Below are 20,131 nucleotides of genomic sequence, written 5' to 3'. Positions count from 1 at the left end.
GTGGGACGGTGCGCGCGGACCGGGTTGGGGGAGAGACGATGCCGCATTTCACGACCAGCGACGGGATCGCCCTGCATTACAGCGATGAGGGGCGCGGCAAGCCGCTGCTGTGCCTGGCGGGGCTGACGCGCGACGGGCGGGATTTCGACTTCGTGGCTCCGCACATCACCGACAGGCGCCTGATCCGGCTGGATTATCGCGGCCGCGGGCAAAGCGCCTGGGCACCGCCCGAGACCTACACCGTGCCGGTCGAGGCGCGCGACGCGGTGGAACTGCTGGACCACCTGGAGCTGCCCCGCGCGGCCGTGCTGGGCACGTCGCGCGGCGGGCTGATCGCGATGATGCTGGCGGCGACCGCCAAGGACCGGCTGGCCGGCGTGGCGTTGAACGACATCGGCCCCGAGATCGCGCAGGCGGGTCTGGACGTGATCAAGGCGTATCTGGGCATCCGGCCGGCGCAGAAGACGATTCGCGCCGTCGCCGCGCGGCGGGCCGAGGTGATGACCGGGTTCCGCCACGTGCCCGAGACGCGCTGGCTGGAAGAGGCCGAGCGGCTGTTCGTCGAGACCGCCGAGGGGCTGGAGCTGACCTACGACCCGGCGCTGCGCGAGGCGGTGCTGGGGCAGGGCGCGCAGCCGGCGCCGGACCTTTGGCCGCTGTTCGATGCCTTGAAGGGCCTGCCGCTCTGCGCGCTGCGGGGCGAGAATTCGGACCTGCTGTCGCGCGAGACCTTCGCCGAGATGCAGCGCCGCCGGCCCGACATGATCGCGGCCGAGATCCCCGGGCGCGGGCACATCCCGTTCCTCGACGAGCCCGAGGCGCTGGACGCGCTGCGGCGCTGGTTGCGGATGCTGGACGGCTGACGGCGCTCGTGCCGTTGGCACGTCGCCCCGCCCGCCGTCCCCTGCGGCGCCTAGTCAGTCGAGGTGCAGCACTCGGGTCGGGTGCAGGGCGCCGGCGCGGAAGACGCCCACCGCCACGGCGCGGCCCTCGTGCGAGGCCCAGGCTTCGTCGCCGTACTCGGCGTCGCCGGGCAGGACCGCGCCGGGATTGCCGTTGCGCAGGCGCGCGAGACCGTCGGCGGTGATGCGCAGTTCGGGCAGGTCGTGCAGGCCGATCTCGAGCGGCAGCAGGCGGGCATCCAGCGCCTCGGTCTGCGCCTCGGCGTCGATCTGCTGGAGCGTCACGCCGTCTTCGGCCTCGAACGGGCCGGACCATGTGCGGCGCAGCGTGACCACGTGGCCGAGGCAGCCGAGCGCGCGGCCCAGGTCGCGAGCGATCGAACGCACGTAGCCGCCCTTGCCGCAGACCATTTCCAGCACGACGTGGTCGGCGTCGGGACGGTCGATCATGGTCAGTTCCTCGACCCAGAGCGGGCGGGCCTTGATCTCCATTTCCTCGCCCTCGCGGGCGCGCTTGTAGGCGCGTTCGCCGTCGATCTTCACGGCGCTGAACTGCGGCGGGACCTGCATGACGTCGCCGACGAAGGCGTTGAGCGCCTCCTTGATCTCGTCGTCCGAGGGGCGCGCATCGCTGGTCTCGATCACCTCGCCTTCGGCGTCGTCGGTGTTCGTGGCCTGCCCGAGGCGCACGGTGAAGCGGTAGGCCTTCAGCGCGTCGGTGATGTAGGGAACGGTCTTGGTGGCCTCGCCCAGGGCGATGGCGAGCACGCCCGTCGCCGCGGGGTCGAGGGTGCCGGCGTGGCCTGCCTTCTTCGCCTGCAGCGCCCAGCGGACCTTGTTGACCACGGCGGTCGAGGTCAGGCCCGCCGGCTTGTCCACGACCAGCCAGCCGGAAATGTCACGCCCCTTGCGCTTGCGTCCCATGCTCGTCCCTCGGATGTCGGTGAGGCGCGCCGGATAGCAAGGCGCGCGGGGGCTGTCAAACCGGCGCCCCGGTTGTTCAGGCGCGGGTGCCCGAGAACCGCGCCTGCCAGTCCTCGCGCTCGGCGTCTGTGATCTTGCGGAAGGTCACGTCGGGCACCGTGAAGGCGTGGCCGGCGGGCAGCGCCTGCAGCGCCGCGGAGACGTCCTCGGGCCAGGCGTCGTCGGTCGCCAGCGCCTCGCGCAGCTGCGCGCTGGCGTCGGGAATGAAGGGCTGCGACACGATCGCGTAGAGCCGGATCAGGTTGAGCGCGAGGCGGATCTGCATCGCCGCCTGATCGGGGTCGGTCTTGAAGGTCGACCAGGGCGCGGCCTCCTGCAGGTACTCGTTGCCGAGCACCCAGGCGGCGCGCAGGGCGCTCGCGGCCTTGCGGATCTCGATCGCCTCCATGTGGGCGTCGTATTCGCGCAGCTTCGCGGTCAGGTCGGCGATCAGCTTCGCCTCGAGGTCGCCCGGCGTGCCGCCCGCGGGCACCTCTTCGCCGAATTTCGAGCGGCAGAACTTGGTCACGCGGCTGGCGAAGTTGCCCAGCACGTCGGCGAGGTCCTTGTTCACCGATGTCTGGAAGTTTTCCCACGTGAACTCGGCATCCGAGTTCTCGGGCGCGTGGGACAGCAGCCACCAGCGCCAGTAATCCGCCGGCAGGATCTCCAGCGCGTTGTCCATGAACACGCCGCGCCCACGCGAGGTGCTGAACTGCCCGCCGTCGTAGTTGAGGTAGTTGAACGACTTGATGTAGTCGACCAGCTTCCACGGCTGGGCCGAGCCGAGGATCGTGGCGGGGAAGGACAGGGTGTGGAAGGGCACGTTGTCCTTTCCCATGAACTGGGTGTAGCGCACGTCCTCGGCGCCCGCGTCGGTGCGCCACCAACGCTGCCAGTCGTCGCCCTTGCCGGCGTCGACCCATTCCTGCGCACAGGCGATGTATTCGATCGGCGCGTCGAACCAGACGTAGAAGACCTTGCCCTCCATGCCCGGCCAGGGTTCGTCCCCGCGCTGCACGGGAATGCCCCAGTCGAGATCGCGGGTGATGCCGCGGTCCTGGAGGCCGTCGCCGTCCGTCAGCCACTTCTTGGCGATCGAGGTGGTCAGGATCGGCCAGCCCTCGCGCGTGTCGATCCACTTCTCCAGCTCATCCTTCATGGTGGACTGGCGCAGGTAGAGGTGCTTGGTCTCGCGCATTTCGAGGTCGGTGGCGCCCGATATGGCCGAGCGCGGGTTGATCAGGTCGACCGGGTCGAGCTGCTTGGTGCAGTTGTCGCACTGGTCGCCGCGGGCGCTGTCGAAGCCGCAATTGGGGCAGGTGCCCTCGATGTAGCGGTCGGGCAGGTAGCGCCCGTCGGTGGGTGAGTACATCTGCGTCTCGGACACTTCGCGGATCAGTCCGGCCTCGTCCAGCGCCTTGGCGAAGGCCTGCGTCAGGCGGTGGTTCTGGGGCGAGGAGGAGCGGCCGAAATGGTCGAAGGACAGCCGGAAGCCTTCGGCGAGGTCGCTTTGGACCTGCCACATCTCGGCGCAGTATTCGGCCACCGGCTTGCCGGCCTTCTTGGCGGCCAGCTCGGCGGGCGTGCCGTGTTCGTCGGTGGCGCAGAGGAACAGCACCTCATGCCCGCGGGCGCGCAGGTAGCGGGCGTAGAGGTCGGCCGGCAGCTGGCTGCCCACGAGGTTTCCCAGGTGCTTGACGCCGTTGATGTAGGGAATGGCGGATGTGATCAGGTGCCTGGCCATGGCGCGTGTCCCTTCTTCGGTTCGCGCAGCATGTAGCGGATGGCGCGCGGCGCTGCCACCGGGAAAAACCCGTGTCCTCGGCCGCATCGGCGGCGTGCCCTTCGCCCCGCGCCCTGGCGCGCCGCCCACCCGCCCGCCCCGTCGCGCCAGGGCGCGGGGCGCTGGATGCGATGGCTGCGCTTGCCCTTGCTTCTTTGGTCCGGAAATATCTGGGGGGAGACGCCCGGTACGGGCGGCGGGGGCAGAGCCCCCTGCGCCGCCTCGACCCGTCACCCCGTCATGCGCGCGGCGCCCGTCTCGGGCTGCGCGGCCTCGTCCTCGATCGTCCAAGCCCGGGGCGGGGCCATCCGTGCGCGCAGCCGTTCCAGCCGCCAGCGGTCGCGGTCGGACGCGTGCAGCGGGTCCATCCGCCAGCGTGTCTCGATCCCCGCGGCGCCGCCGTCGCCCGGCGTCAGGATCAACCCCAGGGGGCGGCACAGGCCGGTCGCGGCGCCGGCCTCGGCGGCCAGGTGCAGGCGGCGCACGGGCGTCATCGCCGGCGGATCGGCCAGGTCGGCGATCACCACCGGCGCGGCACCGCTGCGCAAAGCCTCTTCCATCGCCCAGAGCAGGTCCACCGGACGCTCGGGCGTGACGAACAGCACGTCGCGCGGCTGCAGGAACTCGGCCATGCCGGAGGGGTTGAGCGGCGCCGCCCCGCGCGCCGGCGCGATCCACAGCACCGGCGCGCCGGCCGCGGCGGCGACGCGCAGCGCCAGCGTGCGCCTTGCGGTGCCGCACAGCTCGTGCACGCGCGCCAGCGCAAGGCTGAGCGTGTCGTTCCACAGCGACAGGGCAGGGGGCGGGCGATGGCCGTGGCGGCCCAGGCGGGAATCGAGGGCGGACATGCGCACAGGATATATGTTCGCTATATGTTCTCAAGCGATTCCTGCGGTCCGGCTGCCCGAAAAAGCCGCGCCGGCCGCGCGGTATCCAGCCGGCACGCGCTTTGGCCTTGTCCGTCCCGACCTGCGCGGGCAGGAAAGCGGCGAACGACGAGGGACCCCGAGATGAAGACGAACCCGCTTGGACGGACCGGAATCACCGTCACCGAATACTGCCTGGGCACCATGACCTTCGGCAGCCAGACCGACGAGGCCACGGCGCACGCCCAGATCGAGCGCGCGCAGGCCGCCGGCATCAATTTCATGGACGCGGCCGAGATGTACCCGGTCAATCCCGTGAAGGCCGAGACCATCGGCCTGACCGAGCAGATCCTCGGCAACTGGTTCGCCAAGACCGGCCGCCGCAACGACTGGGTCGTGGCCACAAAGCATTCCGGCGAGGGGCTGGACGCGGTGCGCGACGGCGCGCCGATCACGTCCGCCACCATCCCCGGGGCGGTCGAATCCTCGCTCAAGCGGCTGCAGACGGATCATGTCGACCTCTACCAGTTCCACTGGCCGAACCGTGGCAGCTTCATGTTTCGCAAGAACTGGCGCTACGATCCGACCGCGTCCAGCTACAGCCGCGCCGACGTGATCCAGGACATCGAGGATTGCCTGGGCGCCCTGCAACGCGAGGTCGAGCGCGGCACGATCCGCGCCTTCGGCCTGTCCAACGATTCCGCCTGGGGCACGATGCAGTGGCTGCTGGCGGCCGAGCGCACCGGCGGGCCGCGGGTGGCGAGCATCCAGAACGAATACTCGCTGATGTGCCGGATGGCCGACACCGACCTGGCCGAATTGATGCACTACGAGGACGTGGGCCTGCTGCCGTTCTCGCCGCTCGCCGCCGGGCTGCTGACGGGCAAGTACCAGGGCGGCGCGCTGCCCGAGGGCTCGCGGATGGCGATCAACGGCGACCTGGGCGGGCGCAAGTCCGACCGCGCCTTCGAGGCTGTCGACGCCTACCTGGCGCTGGCGCGCGAATTCGACATCGACCCGGTGCACATGGCGCTGGCCTTCACCGTGCAGCGGCCGTTCGTCGCCTCGTCGATCTTCGGCTCGACGACGGTCGAACAGCTGGAGCACGCGCTGGGCGCGATCGACATGCGCCTTGGCGACGAGCTGATGGAGCGGATCGACGCCGTGCACAAGCAGCACCCGATGCCGTACTAGGCCGGGCGGCGGCGGTGGAGGTCTGGGTTCTCGCGACGCTGGCTGCGGCCACGATCCAGACGCTGCGCTTCGTGCTGCACAAGCAGCTGGCCGCGGGCGGCCTCAGCGCGACGGCCAGCACCTTCGCGCGCTTCGCCTACGCGGCGCCGGGCGCGGCGGTCATGCTGGTCGTCTACATCGCCGTCACGGGCGTGGCGCCGCCGATGCCGGTCGTTGGCTTCGCGGGCTGGGTCGTGCTGGGCGGGCTGGGGCAGATCCTGGCCACGATCCTGCTGGTCCGGCTGTTCGCGCGGCGCAACTTCGCCACCGGCGTCACGCTGAAGAAGACCGAGGTGGTGCAGACCGCGCTGCTGGGTCTTGCGCTGCTGGGCGACACGATCCCGCTGGCCGGCTGGGCCGCGATCGGGCTTGGGCTGGTGGGCGTGCTGCTGCTGTCCGAGGCGCCGGCCGGTGCGCTGCGCCGGTTCGACGCGGGCGCCGTGGCGCTCGGGCTCGGCTCGGGCTTCTTCTTCGCGGTGGCGGGCGTGGGCTACCGTGCGGCGACGCTGGCGGTGCCTACGGACGACGCGCTGCTGCGCGCGGGCCTGACGCTGACTGTCGTTACGGCACTGCAGACCGCGGCGATGGCGCTGTGGCTGCGGCTGGCCAGCCCCGGCGACGTGACCGCCGTGTGGCGCGCGCGCCGCCGCGCCGCCTGGTTGGGGCTTGCGTCGATGGCGGGGTCGTGGTGCTGGTTCACCGCCTTCACCCTGCAGGCCGCGGCGCTGGTCTACGCCGTGGGGCAGGTCGAGCTGATCCTGTCGCTCGCAGCGTCCGTGCTGATCTTCCACGAGACCGTGACGCGCCGCGAACTGGCCGGCTGCGCGCTGGTCGGCGTCTCGGTGCTGATCCTGGTCCTGGCGACCTGAGCATCCGGCGCAGGCGGCAAACCGCGCAAAGTGCGTCGCCGGGGCGGAATGTCGCCAATGTGATGGATCGGGGCGTGGAAATGAGTTAACAACGCTGCCAACAAGCCCGCAAAGACGGGTGCAGGCGGAAGAGCAGGACAAATGGAAGCGGAAACTCTCGCTCTCGCGCAGGAGATCGATTTCTCCATGTGGGGGCTTTTCGGGCGCGCGACGCTCACGGTCAAGCTGGTCATGCTGCTGCTGATCGCGGCCTCGGTCTGGGTCTGGGCGATCTTCATCGACAAGATGGTGGCCTATCGCCGCGCCCGGCACGAGGCGGCGGCCTTCGACGCGGCCTTCTGGTCGGGCGAGCCGCTGGACGAGCTGTTCGACAAACTGGGACCGGACCCGGACGGACGGGCGGCGCGAATCTTCGCCTCGGGCATGCTGGAATGGCAGCGCAGTCACCGCGACGATGGCCGGCTGATCCCGGGCGCACAGCCGCGCATCGACCGCAGCATGGACGTGGCGATCCAGAAAGAGGCCGAGGGCCTGCAGAAGGGTCTGACCGTGCTGGCGACGGTGGGCTCGACCGCGCCGTTCATCGGCCTGTTCGGCACCGTCTGGGGCATCATGCACGCCTTCGTCGAGATCGCGCAGCAGCAGAACACCTCGCTGGTCGTGGTGGCGCCCGGCATCGCCGAGGCGCTTCTGGCCACGGGCCTGGGCCTGCTGGCGGCCATCCCGGCGGTGATCTTCTACAACAAGCTGTCGGCCGACAGCGACCGGATCGTCGGCGGCTACGAATCCTTCGCCGACGAGTTCGCGACCATCCTCTCGCGCCAGCTGGACGGCTGAGGCATGGGAGGCGGCGTCACGCAATCCACGGGCGGCGGGGGAAGCCGCCGCCGGGGCCGCCGCAACCGCGCGCGGCCCATGGCCGAGATCAACGTCACGCCCTTCGTGGACGTGATGATGGTGCTTCTGATCATCTTCATGGTGGCCGCACCCCTGCTGACCGTCGGCGTGCCGGTGGAACTGCCGCGCACCGCCGCGCAGGCCCTGCCCGCCGAGACAGAGGAACCGCTGACCGTCACCATAGACGCACAGGGCGGCGTCACGCTGCAAAGCACCGAGATCGCCCGCGACGACCTGATCCCGCGCCTGCGCGCCATCGCGGCCGAACGCGCCGACGACCGTGTGTTCCTGCGCGCGGACGGCGCCGTGCCCTACGAGACGGTCGCGCAGGTGATGGGCGCGCTGAACGCCGGCGGCTTCGCCTCGATCGGGCTGGTGACGGACGTGGGCGGCCCCGCGCTCGACGGAGCGGCGCCTGGCGGGACGGGCAACTGATCGACCATGTCGCGCGGGTTCAACATATCCGCCGGGGCGCACGGCCTGCTGGCGCTTTGGCTGCTGCTGGGGCCTGTCTTTCGCGCCGATCCGCCCGATATGACCGTGGCCGACGTGTCGGTGATCTCGGAGGCAGAGTTCGCCGCGCTGACCGCGCCGCAGAACGGCCCGCAGACCGAACCCGCGCCCGCCGCCCCCGAAGCGCCCGAGGAAACGCCGGCCCCGCCGCCGCCCCCTCCGCCGTCGGACACGCGCCCGCCCGCGCGCCCCGAGCCGCCCGCACCCGTCCCCGAGGTCGAGCCCGAGGCGCAGCCGGCCGAGCCGCCGGCGCCTGCTCCGCCGGTGGCCGAAGTTCAGGACGCGCCGCCTGATCCGATGCCGACGCCGCCCGCGGCCCCCGCGGTCGAGGCGCCCGAAAGCGACCTGCCGCCCACGCCGCAGGACGCACCGCGCGTCGCCCCCGAGGCCGTCGCCCCGCCGCCCCCCGAGGCGGTGCCGGACGAGGCCGTGCAGCAGGCCGCCGACCCCGAGGCCGAAAGCCCGGACGTCGCCGAGGCCGAGCAGGAATCGACAGCACCCGAAGAAGCCACCACCGAGATCGTGACCGAGGCCGAGCGCCCGGCCGCGGCGCCGAACGCGTCGGTGCGACCTCTTGCACGCCCCGAGCGGCAGGTGGCGGCCGTCGAACCCGAGCCCGCGCCCACGCCGGAACCGGAGCCGGCACCCGAACCGGAGCCCGAGCCCGAACCCGCGCCGGCACCCACCGCCGAGCCCGAACCGGAACCCGCGCCGGAGCCCGAGCCCGCGCCGCAGGAGGTGCCGCAGGACGACATCGCCGCCGCGCTGGCCGAGGCCATGTCGGGCGCAGGCAGCGATCCCGCGCCGCAGGCGCCCGCCGGCCCACCGCTGACCCCGGGCGAGCGCGAGGGCCTGCGCCTGGCCGTGCAGCGCTGCTGGGTCGTCGACGTGGGCAGCCAAGCCGCCAGCGTGACCGTCGTGGTCGGCTTCGACATGCAGCCCGACGGCCGTCCGGTCGAGGGCAGCGTGCGCCTGATCGACGCCACCGGCGGGTCGGGGGCGGCCGCCGACGCGGCCTATGCCGCCGCGCGCCGCGCGATCCTGCGCTGTGCGGCGGAACAGAACGGCTTCGACCTGCCTTCAGACAAGTACGACCAGTGGAAACGCGTCGAGATGACCTTCAACCCCGAACAGATGCGCACGCGATGACGCTCATGTCCCGCCTGCCGCGCGCGCGCGTCGCTTCCCGATCCGCCCGTTATTGCATATCGCCCGCCCCCAAGGTGGTTTGTGCCACGCCAACCAGAAGGAGACCTCGCATGATCCGAGCGTTCCTGTCCCTGCTCGTCGCCCTGTCCTGCTGGCTTGCGCCCGTCGCCGCCACCGCGCAGGACGGCCCCCTGCGCATCGAGATCACCGAGGGCGTGATCGAGCCGCTGCCCTTCGCCGTGCCCACCTTCGTCGCCGAGACGCCCGGCGCCGAGGCGCTGGCCGAGGAGATCAGCCGCGTCGTCGCCGCCGACCTGACCGGCACCGGCCTCTTCCGCGAGATCCCGCGCGACGCGCATATCTCGCGCGTGTCGAACTTCGGCGCACCGGTGGCCTTCGCCGACTGGCGGGCGGTCAACGCCCAGGCGCTGATCACCGGTGCGGTGTCGACCGACGGATCGGGCCGCGTCGTGGTCAAGTTCCGCCTGTGGGACGTCTTCGCCGGCACCGAGTTGGGCGACGGGATGCAGTTCGCCGCCGACAGCACCGGCGTGCGGCGCCTTGCCCACAAGGTTGCCGACCAGGTCTATTCGCGCCTGACGGGCGAGCAGCCCTACTTCGACAGCCGCGTGGTCTTCGTCTCGGAAACCGGACCCAAGGACGCCCGCCAGAAGCGCCTCGCGATCATGGATTACGACGGCGCGAACGTGCAGTACCTGACCGACGGCAACTCGATCGTGCTGGCGCCGCGCTTCTCGCCCGACGGCAGCCGCGTGCTGTATACCAGTTACGAGACCGGCTTCCCGCGCGTGCGTATCCTGCAGGTGGGCACGGCCTCGTCGCAGATGCTGCCCACGACCGAGGGCGTGATGAGCTTCGCGCCGCGCTTCTCGCCGGACGGGAACACGGTGATCTTCTCGCTGACGCAGGGGTCGAACACCGACATCTACTCGCTGACGCTGTCCAGCGGCCAGCTGCGTCGGCTGACCGACGCGCCGTCGATCGAGACCGCGCCGGGCTTCTCGCCCGATGGCAGCCGCATCGTGTTCGAAAGCGACCGTTCGGGGACGCAGCAGCTCTACGTGATGCCCGCAGGCGGCGGCGAGGCGACGCGCATCAGCTTCGGCCAGGGCCGCTACGGCACGCCGGTCTGGTCGCCGCGCGGCGACATGATCGCCTTCACCAAGCAGAACGCGGGCCGCTTCCACATCGGCGTGATGCGCACCGACGGCTCCGAGGAGCGCCTGCTGACCGCGTCCTTCCTGGACGAAAGCCCGACTTGGGCGCCGGGCGGCCGCGTGATCATGTTCTCGCGCGAGACCCAGGGTGAGCAGGGCTCGTCAGCGCTCTATTCCGTCGACGTCTCGGGGCGCAACCTGCAGCGGGTGCGCACGCCGTCGGGCGCGTCGGACCCAAGCTGGGGGCCGCTGCAGTGACCCCCGATTCCATCACCCCGCGCGCTGTGCTAGGCTGGCCGCGACATACAGGCAGGACGAACAGAATGAACCATCTCTCCAAGGCCGTTTTCGTGGTCGCCGCGCTGGGCCTCGCGGCATGTTCCGGACCCGACCGCTTCGGTCCGGGCGGCGCGGGTGCCGGCAGCGGCATGGGCGCGGGCGCCGGCATGGGCACGGGCGGCATCTCGGACCCGGCCTCGCCCGAGTACTTCCAGCAGACCGTCGGCGACCGCGTGTTGTTCGCCGTCGACCAGTCGACCCTGTCGCCCGAGGCGCAGGCCACGCTGGACGGGCAGGTCGCCTGGCTGCAGCGCAACTCGGACTACGACGCGGTCATCGAGGGCCACGCGGACGAGCAGGGCACGCGGGAGTACAACCTCGCGCTGGGCGCGCGACGGGCCAACGCGGTGATGGAATACCTGATCTCGCGCGGGATCGCCGAGAACCGTCTGCGCTTCGTGTCCTACGGCAAGGAACGCCCGGTCGAGATCTGCTCGGTCGAGAGCTGCTACCAGAAGAACCGCCGCGCGGTGACCGTGCTGGCCGCCGGCGGCCTGACCAGCTGATGGCGGCGCTGCGGGCGACGATCCTGGCCGTCGGGCTGGCGCTGAGCGCGCTGCCCGGCGTGGCGCAGCAGGCCGAGACGTTGGCCGACATCAAGCAGGACATGTCCGTGCTCTATGTCGAGCTTCAGCGCCTGCGGCAGGAGCTGAACACCACCGGCGCCAGCGCCATGCAGCTGCCGGCCAGCGCGCTGGACCGCATCGCGGCCATCGAGGAAGAGCTGGTGCGGATCACCGCCAAGGCCGAGGAGCTGGAGTTCCGCATCGCGCAGGTGGTCGAGAACGGCACCAACCGGCTGGGCGATCTCGACTTCCGCCTGTGCGAGCTGGAGCCCGACTGCGACATCGGCAGCCTGGGCGAGACGCCGCGCCTGGGCGGCGACGCCGTGCCGCCCGCGGCCACCGCTCAGCCGGCGGCGCCGATGCCCGGGACGGGCAGGGACGCCGTGCCGCAGGGCTCGGGCGAGCTGGCGGTCAGCGAAGAGGCCGATTTCGTGGCCGCGCAGCAGGCCATCGACGCGGGCGACTACGCCGGGGCGGCACAACTCTTCGCGCAGTTCCGCGAGACCTATCCGCAAGGGCCGCTCGAGGCCGCGGCGCTGGTGGGCGAGGGGCGTGCGCTGGACGGCGCGGGCGACCCGCGCGAGGCCGCGCGGCGGTTCCTGCGCGCCTATTCCGACTACCCGGATTCCGCCGTCGCCCCCGAGGCGCTGTGGCGGCTGGGCGAGGCGCTGGCCGCACTCGGCAGCCAGACCGAGGCCTGCGTGACGCTGGACGAGGTCGGTACGCGCTACCCGTCGTCCGAGTTCGCGGCGCGCGCGCAGCAAAGCCGGGCGTCGCTGGCCTGCCAGTGACGTGAGCCTCGACCAGCGCTTCGCCGAGGCGATGGGGGACCTTCTGGGGCCCGATTTCCCGCCCGATATCGGCTTGGCCGTGTCGGGCGGGGGCGACAGCATGGCGATGCTGACGCTGGCGCACAACTGGACGCATCGCTGGGGCGTGCGGCTTTGGGTCGTGACCATCGACCACGGGCTGCGCCCCGAGGCCGTGTCCGAGGCGGCGCTGGTCTCCGAAACCTGCGCCGAGCTGGGCCACCCGCACGCCACGCTGCGCTGGCACTGGGACGGGCAGGGCAACGTCATGGACGCGGCGCGACGCGCGCGGCTGGCGTTGATCGACGCGTGGCGCGGCGCGCTGCGCCACGTGCTGATGGCGCATACGAGCGATGATGTGGCCGAGACCTTCCTGATGCGCCTCGCTCGTGGATCGGGCGTCGAGGGGCTGTCGGCGATGGTGGCGAAGCGCCGGATCGCGTTGCCCGAGGGCGGTGTCCTGCGCGCGTGCGACGTTTCGGGTGACCTGCCGCCGGTCGCGCAGCGCGAGCCCGCGTTCCACGTGGTCCGTCCCTGTCTCGACATGACCCGGGACGAGCTGCGCCATTACCTGCGCACCCTCAAGGGCCGCTGGGTCGAGGATCCGACCAACGAGGACCCGCGCTACGACCGCGCGCGCATCCGTCGCCTGCTTGGACTGCTCGAGGCCGAGGGGCTGGGCGCGGACACTTTGGCCGGAACGGCGCACCGCATGGCCCGCGCACGGGACGCGCTGTCCGCGCGGGCGCGGGCGGTGTGGGAGGCCATCGGCCGCGAGGTCACCAACCCGACGACCGGTTCGCGAAACGGCGAGATTCGCCTGGATCGCGACGGCTTCGCGGGCGTCGAGCGCGACACGCAGCTGCGGCTTCTGGCCGCCGTGCTGCAATATGTCTCGGGCGCGGAATACCGCCCACGCGCGGCGCCGCTGGAAGCCTTGCTCGACCGCCTGCTGAGCGGCGGCGGCGGCACGCTGCACGGCGTCGAGGCGCGGGTGCACGGCGACGATCTGCACCTGTTCCGCGAATACGACGCCGTGCGCGACCTGGAGCAGCCCGCGTCCGACCAGCTTTGGGACGGCCGATGGCGCATGCACATGGCCGGGCAGGACCCGACCGGGCTGACGATCCGGGCGCTGGGGCCGGACGGCTGGGCGCAAATTGCCGAAAAGCCCGCGGGCGCATCCTTCGCCGCCGCGCGCAGTCTGCCGGCGCTGTGGCGCGGCGACGCGCTTGTCGCATGCCCGCCGCTGCGCGTGGGCGCCGCGGGCGCGACGCTCTGCCCCATGGGGCGGGTGGATCTGACGCTGCCGGGTTTCCTCGATTCACATTGAACCGGGGCCTGCAATGTCTATGTTCTACGCAACGCCGTAGCCCGGCCTCACGTCATCAAAGGAGAATGCCTTGGGCAACGCTCGCAACATCGCCTTCTGGGTGGTCCTTTTCCTTCTGATCCTGGCGCTCTTCAACCTGTTCTCGGGTGGGGGCGGCACGCTTCAGAGCCGCGAGATGAGCTATTCCGAATTCGTCTCCTCCGTCGAGGAAGGCGCCGTGTCGTCGGCGACCATCGACGGCGAGGAGGTGCGCTTTCGCGCCGACGACGGTCAGGATTACGTGACCGTGATCCCGCGCGACGCCGAGGTCAGCGGCCTGCTGATCGACAACAACGTCCCCGTGCGCGCCGAGCAGCAGGAGCAGTCGGGCTTCCAGGCCTTCCTGCTGTCGCTGCTGCCGTTCCTGCTCCTGATCGGGGTCTGGATCTACTTCATGAACCGCATGCAGGGCGGCGGTAAGGGCGGCGCCATGGGCTTCGGCAAGTCCAAGGCCAAGCTGCTGACCGAGAAGCACGGCCGCGTCACCTTCGACGAGGTTGCCGGCATCGACGAAGCGAAGGAAGAGCTTGAGGAAATCGTCGAGTTCCTGCGCAACCCGCAGAAGTTCAGCCGCCTCGGCGGCAAGATCCCCAAGGGCGCGCTGCTGGTGGGCCCTCCGGGCACTGGTAAGACGCTGCTGGCGCGCGCCATCGCGGGCGAGGCGGGCGTGCCGTTCTTCACCATCTCGGGTTCGGACTTCGTCGAGATGTTCGTCGGCGTCGGCGCAAGCCGCGTCCGCGACATGTTCGAGCAGGCCAAGAAAAACGCCCCCTGCATCGTCTTCATCGACGAGATCGACGCCGTGGGCCGCGCCCGTGGCCAGGGCTATGGCGGCGGCAACGACGAGCGCGAGCAGACGCTGAACCAGCTGCTTGTCGAGATGGACGGTTTCGAGGCGAACGAGGGCGTGATCATCGTGGCGGCCACGAACCGCCGTGACGTCCTCGACCCTGCGCTGCTGCGTCCGGGCCGCTTCGACCGCCAGGTCACCGTGCCCAATCCCGACATCAAGGGCCGCGAGAAGATCCTGGGCGTGCATGCCCGCAAGACCCCGCTGGGTCCGAACGTCGACCTGCGCATCATCGCGCGCGGCACGCCGGGTTTCTCGGGGGCGGATCTCGCCAACCTCGTGAACGAGGCGGCGCTGATGGCCGCCCGCGTCGGGCGTCGCTTCGTGACGATGGAGGATTTCGAGAACGCCAAGGACAAGGTCATGATGGGGTCCGAGCGCCGCAGCATGGTCCTGACCGACGACCAGAAGGAAAAGACCGCCTACCACGAGGCCGGTCACGCCGTCGTCGGCCTGACGCTGCCGCAGTGCGACCCGGTCTACAAGGCCACCATCATCCCGCGCGGCGGTGCGCTGGGCATGGTGGTCTCGCTGCCCGAGATCGACCGCCTGAACTGGCACAAGGAAGAGTGCCAGCAGAAGCTGGCCATGACCATGGCGGGCAAGGCGGCCGAGATCATCAAGTACGGCGAGGACATGGTCTCGAACGGTCCGGCGGGCGACATTCAGCAGGCCAGCGCGCTGGCCCGTGCGATGGTGCTGCAATGGGGCATGTCCGAGAAGGTCGGCAACATCGACTACCGCGAGGCGGCCGAGGGCTATTCAGGCAACACCGCCGGCCTGTCGGTCAGCGCCCACACCAAGGAGCTGATCGAGGAGGAGGTGCGCCGCTTCATCTCGGAAGCCTACGACCGCGCGTTCCAGATCCTGACCGAGCGCAAGGACGAGTGGGAGCGCCTGGCGCAGGGCCTGCTCGAGTACGAGACCCTGACCGGTGAGGAGATCAAGCGCGTGATGCGGGGCGATCCGCCCACCTCGGGCGACGATCCCGACGACGGCGCGGGCGAGATCGAGAAGAAGCCGAGCTTCACCGCGATCCCGAAGACCAAGCCGAAGGGCAAGTCCGAAGGCGGCGGCGGGCTGGAGCCCGAACCCTCGACCTGAGACCGGCCAAACGGCCCGTAAACAAGGACCCCGAAGCCCGGCGCTTCGGGGTCTTATCATTTCCGGGGCAGCGGCGCCCGCCGCCGGAATCGCAAGGTTCGGCTTGCGCGTGGCTTTCCGCCGCGCCACGAAGGGCGCGCAACCGGAGACCCGCCATGCCCGCGCTCAAGCCCACCGACCACTCCGCCACGATCACCTGGCTGGGCATCGTGCCCACCGAGGACACCGGCCTGCGCGCGGTCCCGCGCGATACGCTCACGCTCGATTGGGGCGGGCCCGTCGGCGAACGGCATGGCGGGCTGACGCGCCCATCGTGCTCGCGCGTCACGGCGCAGTACACGCGCGGGACCGAGATCGCCAACGTGCGGCAGCTGTCGGTCCTGTCGGCCGAGGAGATCGCCGCCACGGCCGAGGCGATGGGACTGGATGCGCTCGACCCCGCCTGGCTGGGGGCGACTTTGGTCGTTCAAGGGATCGCCGACTTCTCGCATCTGCCGCCTTCGTCGCGGCTGCAGGCTCCGGACGGCGCGTGCCTGGGGATCGACATGCAGAATCGCCCCTGCGTCCTGCCGGGGCGCGAGATCGAGGCCGAGCACGAGGGCCACGGCAAGCGCTTCAAGCGGGCGGCCGAGGGGCGGCGTGGCGTCACGGCCTGGGTCGAGCGGCCCGGCACGCTCAACATGGGCGACACGCTGCGCCTGTTCGTGCCCGACCAGCGCGCGTGGCAGGGCGGGGACTAGGCCGAACGAAAGAACCCCGGCACGAGGGCCGGGGTTCGCTCTGTCGCGTTATGCGATCCGATCACATGGTGCTGGGATACGTGTAATACACCGCCGGCTCGTCCGGCGTCAGCGTGTTCATCGGCAGCTCGTAATCCTCGGCCACCACGTCCTGTGCGGCCGCGCCACGATCCTGGATCATCCCGGAATACTCGTCCTCGGTCAGATCGCCCGAGCTGTCGGCGTCCGCTTCGTCGAAGCGCTGGTTCAGCGCGTCGCGCATGTCGGGCATCGTCGGCTGGTTCATCGACCATTCGTCGCGGGCCACGGTGCCGCTGTCGTCCTCGTCGAGGGCGACGAACAGCGTGACGGTGCGGCTGGCCGCCTCGTCGCGCGTCATCGTGCCCATGTCATCGGGCGACGCGCTGACCGGCAGGAACATCAGGCGCATCATGCCCGATTGCTGGCTGGGGTCGTCGGACATGGCGTCGTAGGACGAGGCCGAGGCCTGCATGAACTCCTGCTGCGTCAGCTCTCCGTCGCCATCGGTGTCGTACTCGGCCATGTTCTCTTCCGAGCGGTCGGATTCCATGCCCTGGCTGCCGGCCATCACGTTGGCGCAGGTCACGTACTCGTCGCGCGTCACCGTGCCGTCCTGGTTGGCGTCCATCGCGCTGAACGATGCGCGTGCCGTGCTGTCGAGCTCGTCCGAACTCAGCTCACCGTCGGCGTTCTGGTCGTAGCGCGCCACGCCGTCGAGGCAGAGCGAACCGCTCTGCGTCGTCTGCACGGCGTCGCCGGAACTGGCATCGGTCTGCATCTGCGTGCTGTCGGATTGCGCGGTCTCCGAGCCGGAGCCGTGGGACTCGGCGGCGAGACCGGTGGCGAGCGCGATCAGCGCGGTGGAAGTGATCAGGGTGGTCTTCATGGTCCGTCCTCCTCGGGATTCGGGTCATGGGTAAGCAGGCGCCGGGTGCGTCCTTGCTACCCCGGCAACGTGAACCGCGTGAGCATGTTCCCTCCGCGCGCGCCCGTGCGGGTTTCCGATGCGCGCCAATCCGTCCGCGGCACCGATGCGCGCAGGCCGCATTGAAGGTGCGTTGTGTCGGATTCGCGGTGCCTTTTCATGTGCCTTGCGGCTAAGCCTGTGCTCGACAAGGCATTCACCGGGGAGGCGGATATGGCTCACAGGACCGACATCGAGATCGCGCGCGCCGCGACGAAGAAACCCATCCAGGACATCGGCGCGGCCCTGGGCATCCCGGTTGAGCACCTGCTGCCCTACGGGCACGACAAGGCGAAGGTCGGACAGGGCTTCATCGATGGGCTGGCTGACCGGCCGGACGGCAAGCTGATCCTGGTGACGGCGGTGAACCCCACGCCCGCGGGCGAGGGCAAGACCACGACGACGGTGGGCCTGGGCGACGGGCTGAACCGCATCGGGCGCAAGGCGATGGTCTGCATCCGCGAGGCGAGCCTCGGCCCCAACTTCGGCATGAAGGGCGGGGCCGCGGGCGGCGGCATGGCGCAGGTGATCCCGATGGAGGACATGAACCTTCACTTCACCGGCGACTTCCACGCGATCACCAGCGCGCATTCCCTGCTGGCGGCGATGATCGACAACCACATCTACTGGGGCAACGAGCTGGACATCGACATCCGGCGCGTCGTCTGGCGGCGGGTCGTCGACATGAACGACCGGGCGCTGCGGCAGATCACGGCCTCGCTGGGCGGCGTCGCCAACGGCTTCCCGCGCGAGACCGGGTTCGACATCACGGTCGCCTCCGAGGTCATGGCGATCCTGTGCCTCGCGCGCGACCTCAAGGACCTCGAGGAGCGGCTGGGCGCGATGATCGTCGCCTACAGGCGCGACAAGACGCCGGTCTATTGCCGAGACATAGGCGCCGAGGGCGCGATGACGGTGCTGCTGAAGGACGCGATGCAGCCGAACCTGGTCCAGACGCTCGAGAACAACCCCGCGTTCGTGCATGGCGGGCCCTTCGCGAACATCGCGCATGGCTGCAACTCGGTCATCGCGACGAAGACCGCGCTGAAGCTGGCCGATTATGTGGTGACCGAGGCGGGCTTCGGCGCCGACCTGGGCGCCGAGAAGTTCATGAACATCAAGTGCCGCAAGGCCGGGATTTTCCCGTCGGTCGTCGTGGTGGTGGCCACCGTGCGTGCGATGAAGATGAACGGCGGCGTGGCCAAGGCCGACCTCGGTGCCGAGAACGTGGACGCCGTGAAGGCGGGATGCGCGAACCTCGGGCGGCACATCGAGAACGTGAAGGGCTTCGGCGTGCCGGTCGTGGTGGCGATCAACCACTTCGTGACCGACACCGACGCCGAGGTGAAGGCGGTGCAGGACTTCGTCGCCGGGCAGGGCGCCGAGGCGGTGCTGTCGCGGCATTGGGAGCTGGGCTCGGAAGGCTCGGCGCCGTTGGCCGAGGTGGTGGCGAAGCTGGCCGATGCGGGCGACGCGCAGTTCGAGACGCTCTATCCCGACGCGATGTCGCTGTCCGAGAAGATCGAGACCATCGCCACGCGGATCTACCGCGCTGACGGCGTGGTCATGGACGGCAAGATCCGCGCACAGCTGAAGGAATGGGAAGACCAGGGATACGGTGACCTGCCCGTTTGCATGGCCAAGACGCAGTATTCCTTCACCACCGACCCTACCTTGCGCGGCGCGCCCACCGGCTTCACCATTCCGGTGCGCGAGGTGCGGCTGTCGGCCGGCGCGGGCTTCGTCGTGGCGATCTGCGGCGAGATCATGACCATGCCGGGCCTGCCCAAGGCGCCGGCGGCGCAGTCGATCCGGCTTAACGCGGACGGCGAGATCGAAGGGCTGTTCTGACAGCGACACGGCGCTCGCCGCTCTGCGGCATCGCCCCGCCCGCCGTGACGCTGGGCGACGGGCGGCGGCCGTGTTAAGGCGCGCGGCACGCCAGACAAGGAGATTTGCGGATGGTTGCGGAACGGATCGACGGCAAGGCGCACGCGGCGCGCATCCGGGCGGCGGTGGCCGAGAACGTGGACCGGTTGCGGTCCGAGCACGGCGTGACGCCTGGCCTTGCGGTCGTGCTGGTGGGCGAGGATCCGGCGAGCCAGGTCTACGTGCGCTCGAAGGGCAAGATGACGGTCGAGGCCGGCATGCAGAGCTTCGAGCACAAGCTGGACGCCGGCGTGAGCGAGGCCGAGCTTCTGGACCTGGTCGCGCGGCTGAACGCCGACGCGTCCGTGCACGGCATCCTGGTGCAGCTTCCGCTGCCCGACCACATGGACGCCGCCAAGGTGATCCGCGCCATCGACCCGGCCAAGGACGTGGACGGGTTCCACATCTCCAACGTCGGCCTGCTGGGGACCGGCCAGAAGGCGATGGTGCCCTGCACGCCGCTGGGTTGCCTGCTGATGCTGCGCGAGACGCTGGGCGACCTGTCGGGCCTTGAGGCGGTGGTGATCGGGCGCAGCAACATCGTCGGCAAGCCGATGGCGCATTTGCTGCTGGGCGAAAGCTGCACCGTGACGGTGGCGCATTCGCGCACGCGCGATCTGCCGGGCGTGGTGCGGCGTGCGGACATCGTCGTGGCCGCCGTGGGTCGCCCCGAGATGGTCAAGGGCGACTGGATCAAGCCGGGCGCCACGGTGATCGACGTGGGCATCAACCGGATCGAGGCGGAAGACGGCAAGACGCGCCTTGTGGGCGACGTGGATTTCGACGGCTGCGCGCAGGTCGCGGGCGCGATCACCCCGGTGCCGGGCGGCGTCGGACCGATGACGATCGCCTGCCTGCTGGCCAACACGCTGACCGCCTGCTGCCGGTCGTATGGATTGCCCGAGCCCGAGGGGCTGGGCGTCTAGGCGGCGCGGCTCAGGCCGGGACGGGCATCATCGACCCGGTCAGAAGCGCGATCTGCACCTCGTCGTCGCCGGTGCGGGCAAAGACCTCAGCCTGGACCACCACCAGCCGGCGCCCCGGCTTGACGACCTTGCCGCGCGCGATCAGCAGGTCGCCG

18 protein-coding genes and 1 pseudogene are annotated in these 20,131 nt (G+C 70.4%); 14 read left to right on the top strand and 5 right to left on the bottom strand.

Features of this window, described 5'->3' with window-relative positions; translation table 11 throughout:
- The first annotated feature begins 38 nt into the window (after positions 1-38).
- On the top strand, positions 39-863 hold the full coding sequence (locus tag ACFDTC_RS07320; RefSeq protein ID WP_375258229.1) for an alpha/beta fold hydrolase: 825 nt from the start codon (positions 39-41) through the stop codon (positions 861-863).
- A 54-nt stretch (positions 864-917) separates the two neighbouring features.
- Here the strand turns inward: ACFDTC_RS07320 and truB are convergent, their stop codons facing one another.
- From truB to ACFDTC_RS07305, 3 genes are all read right to left on the bottom strand, one after another.
- A complete protein-coding gene (truB, locus tag ACFDTC_RS07315; protein ID WP_375258228.1) occupies positions 918-1,826 on the bottom strand; it encodes a tRNA pseudouridine(55) synthase TruB in 909 nt (302 codons plus the stop codon).
- A 76-nt stretch (positions 1,827-1,902) separates the two neighbouring features.
- A complete protein-coding gene (gene metG, locus ACFDTC_RS07310; RefSeq protein WP_375258227.1) occupies positions 1,903-3,612 on the bottom strand; it encodes a methionine--tRNA ligase in 1,710 nt (569 codons plus the stop codon).
- A 269-nt stretch (positions 3,613-3,881) separates the two neighbouring features.
- A complete protein-coding gene (locus tag ACFDTC_RS07305; RefSeq protein WP_375258226.1) occupies positions 3,882-4,499 on the bottom strand; it encodes an ImuA family protein in 618 nt (205 codons plus the stop codon).
- A 162-nt stretch (positions 4,500-4,661) separates the two neighbouring features.
- On the opposite strand from ACFDTC_RS07305, the gene ACFDTC_RS07300 reads away from it, so the two are divergent.
- From ACFDTC_RS07300 to ACFDTC_RS07250, 11 genes are all read left to right on the top strand, one after another.
- Positions 4,662-5,711: an aldo/keto reductase gene (locus ACFDTC_RS07300; protein WP_375258225.1), complete on the top strand. Its 1,050-nt coding sequence runs from the start codon at positions 4,662-4,664 to the stop codon at positions 5,709-5,711.
- Between the two features lie 14 nt (positions 5,712-5,725).
- Complete coding sequence (locus tag ACFDTC_RS07295; protein ID WP_375258224.1) at positions 5,726-6,619, top strand: EamA/RhaT family transporter; 894 nt, start codon at positions 5,726-5,728, stop codon at positions 6,617-6,619.
- A gap of 141 nt (positions 6,620-6,760) precedes the next feature.
- Positions 6,761-7,456 (top strand): protein TolQ, encoded by a 696-nt coding sequence (tolQ, locus tag ACFDTC_RS07290; RefSeq protein WP_375258223.1) that lies wholly within the window; start codon positions 6,761-6,763, stop codon positions 7,454-7,456.
- Positions 7,457-7,459: 3 nt separating this feature from the next.
- Complete coding sequence (gene tolR / locus ACFDTC_RS07285) at positions 7,460-7,951, top strand: protein TolR (protein WP_375258222.1); 492 nt, start codon at positions 7,460-7,462, stop codon at positions 7,949-7,951.
- A gap of 6 nt (positions 7,952-7,957) precedes the next feature.
- Entirely contained in the window at positions 7,958-9,178 is a 1,221-nt protein-coding gene (locus ACFDTC_RS07280) for a cell envelope biogenesis protein TolA (RefSeq protein ID WP_375258221.1), read from the top strand.
- A 110-nt stretch (positions 9,179-9,288) separates the two neighbouring features.
- Entirely contained in the window at positions 9,289-10,614 is a 1,326-nt protein-coding gene (gene tolB / locus ACFDTC_RS07275) for a Tol-Pal system beta propeller repeat protein TolB (protein WP_375258220.1), read from the top strand.
- A 65-nt stretch (positions 10,615-10,679) separates the two neighbouring features.
- Positions 10,680-11,201 (top strand): peptidoglycan-associated lipoprotein Pal, encoded by a 522-nt coding sequence (pal, locus tag ACFDTC_RS07270; RefSeq protein WP_375258219.1) that lies wholly within the window; start codon positions 10,680-10,682, stop codon positions 11,199-11,201.
- A complete protein-coding gene (gene ybgF / locus ACFDTC_RS07265; protein WP_375258218.1) occupies positions 11,201-12,052 on the top strand; it encodes a tol-pal system protein YbgF in 852 nt (283 codons plus the stop codon). The genes pal and ybgF overlap by 1 nt, the downstream gene beginning before the upstream one ends.
- A 1-nt stretch (position 12,053) precedes the next feature.
- Positions 12,054-13,403: a tRNA lysidine(34) synthetase TilS gene (gene tilS, locus ACFDTC_RS07260; RefSeq protein ID WP_375258217.1), complete on the top strand. Its 1,350-nt coding sequence runs from the start codon at positions 12,054-12,056 to the stop codon at positions 13,401-13,403.
- 70 nt (positions 13,404-13,473) lie between these two features.
- Positions 13,474-15,396, top strand: coding sequence for an ATP-dependent zinc metalloprotease FtsH (gene ftsH, locus ACFDTC_RS07255; RefSeq protein WP_375258216.1), 1,923 nt, complete (start codon positions 13,474-13,476; stop codon positions 15,394-15,396).
- A gap of 155 nt (positions 15,397-15,551) precedes the next feature.
- Positions 15,552-16,136 carry an MOSC domain-containing protein gene (locus ACFDTC_RS07250; protein WP_375258215.1) on the top strand — a complete coding sequence of 195 codons (585 nt, stop codon included), beginning with the start codon at positions 15,552-15,554 and terminating at the stop codon, positions 16,134-16,136.
- A gap of 61 nt (positions 16,137-16,197) precedes the next feature.
- Here ACFDTC_RS07250 and ACFDTC_RS07245 read toward each other — a convergent pair whose 3' ends face one another.
- Complete coding sequence (locus tag ACFDTC_RS07245; RefSeq protein ID WP_375258214.1) at positions 16,198-17,043, bottom strand: EF-hand domain-containing protein; 846 nt, start codon at positions 17,041-17,043, stop codon at positions 16,198-16,200.
- Positions 17,044-17,295: 252 nt separating this feature from the next.
- Here ACFDTC_RS07245 and ACFDTC_RS07240 point away from each other — a divergent pair, with 252 nt between their 5' ends.
- Positions 17,296-18,972 (top strand): formate--tetrahydrofolate ligase, encoded by a 1,677-nt coding sequence (locus ACFDTC_RS07240; RefSeq protein ID WP_375258213.1) that lies wholly within the window; start codon positions 17,296-17,298, stop codon positions 18,970-18,972.
- A gap of 110 nt (positions 18,973-19,082) precedes the next feature.
- The gene (gene folD, locus ACFDTC_RS07235) at positions 19,083-19,976 is read left to right on the top strand and encodes a bifunctional methylenetetrahydrofolate dehydrogenase/methenyltetrahydrofolate cyclohydrolase FolD (protein ID WP_375258212.1); all 894 of its coding nucleotides are present in this window, start codon (positions 19,083-19,085) and stop codon (positions 19,974-19,976) included.
- Between the two features lie 10 nt (positions 19,977-19,986).
- Here the strand turns inward: folD and ACFDTC_RS07230 are convergent.
- Positions 19,987-20,131 (bottom strand): annotated as a pseudogene (locus tag ACFDTC_RS07230) (phenylacetic acid degradation protein); the annotation flags it as partial.

It is taken from the genome of Citreimonas sp., from assembly GCF_042096055.1.
In the GTDB taxonomy this organism is placed as follows: domain Bacteria; phylum Pseudomonadota; class Alphaproteobacteria; order Rhodobacterales; family Rhodobacteraceae; genus Citreimonas.
This window is presented reverse-complemented; position numbering and strand designations above follow the sequence as displayed.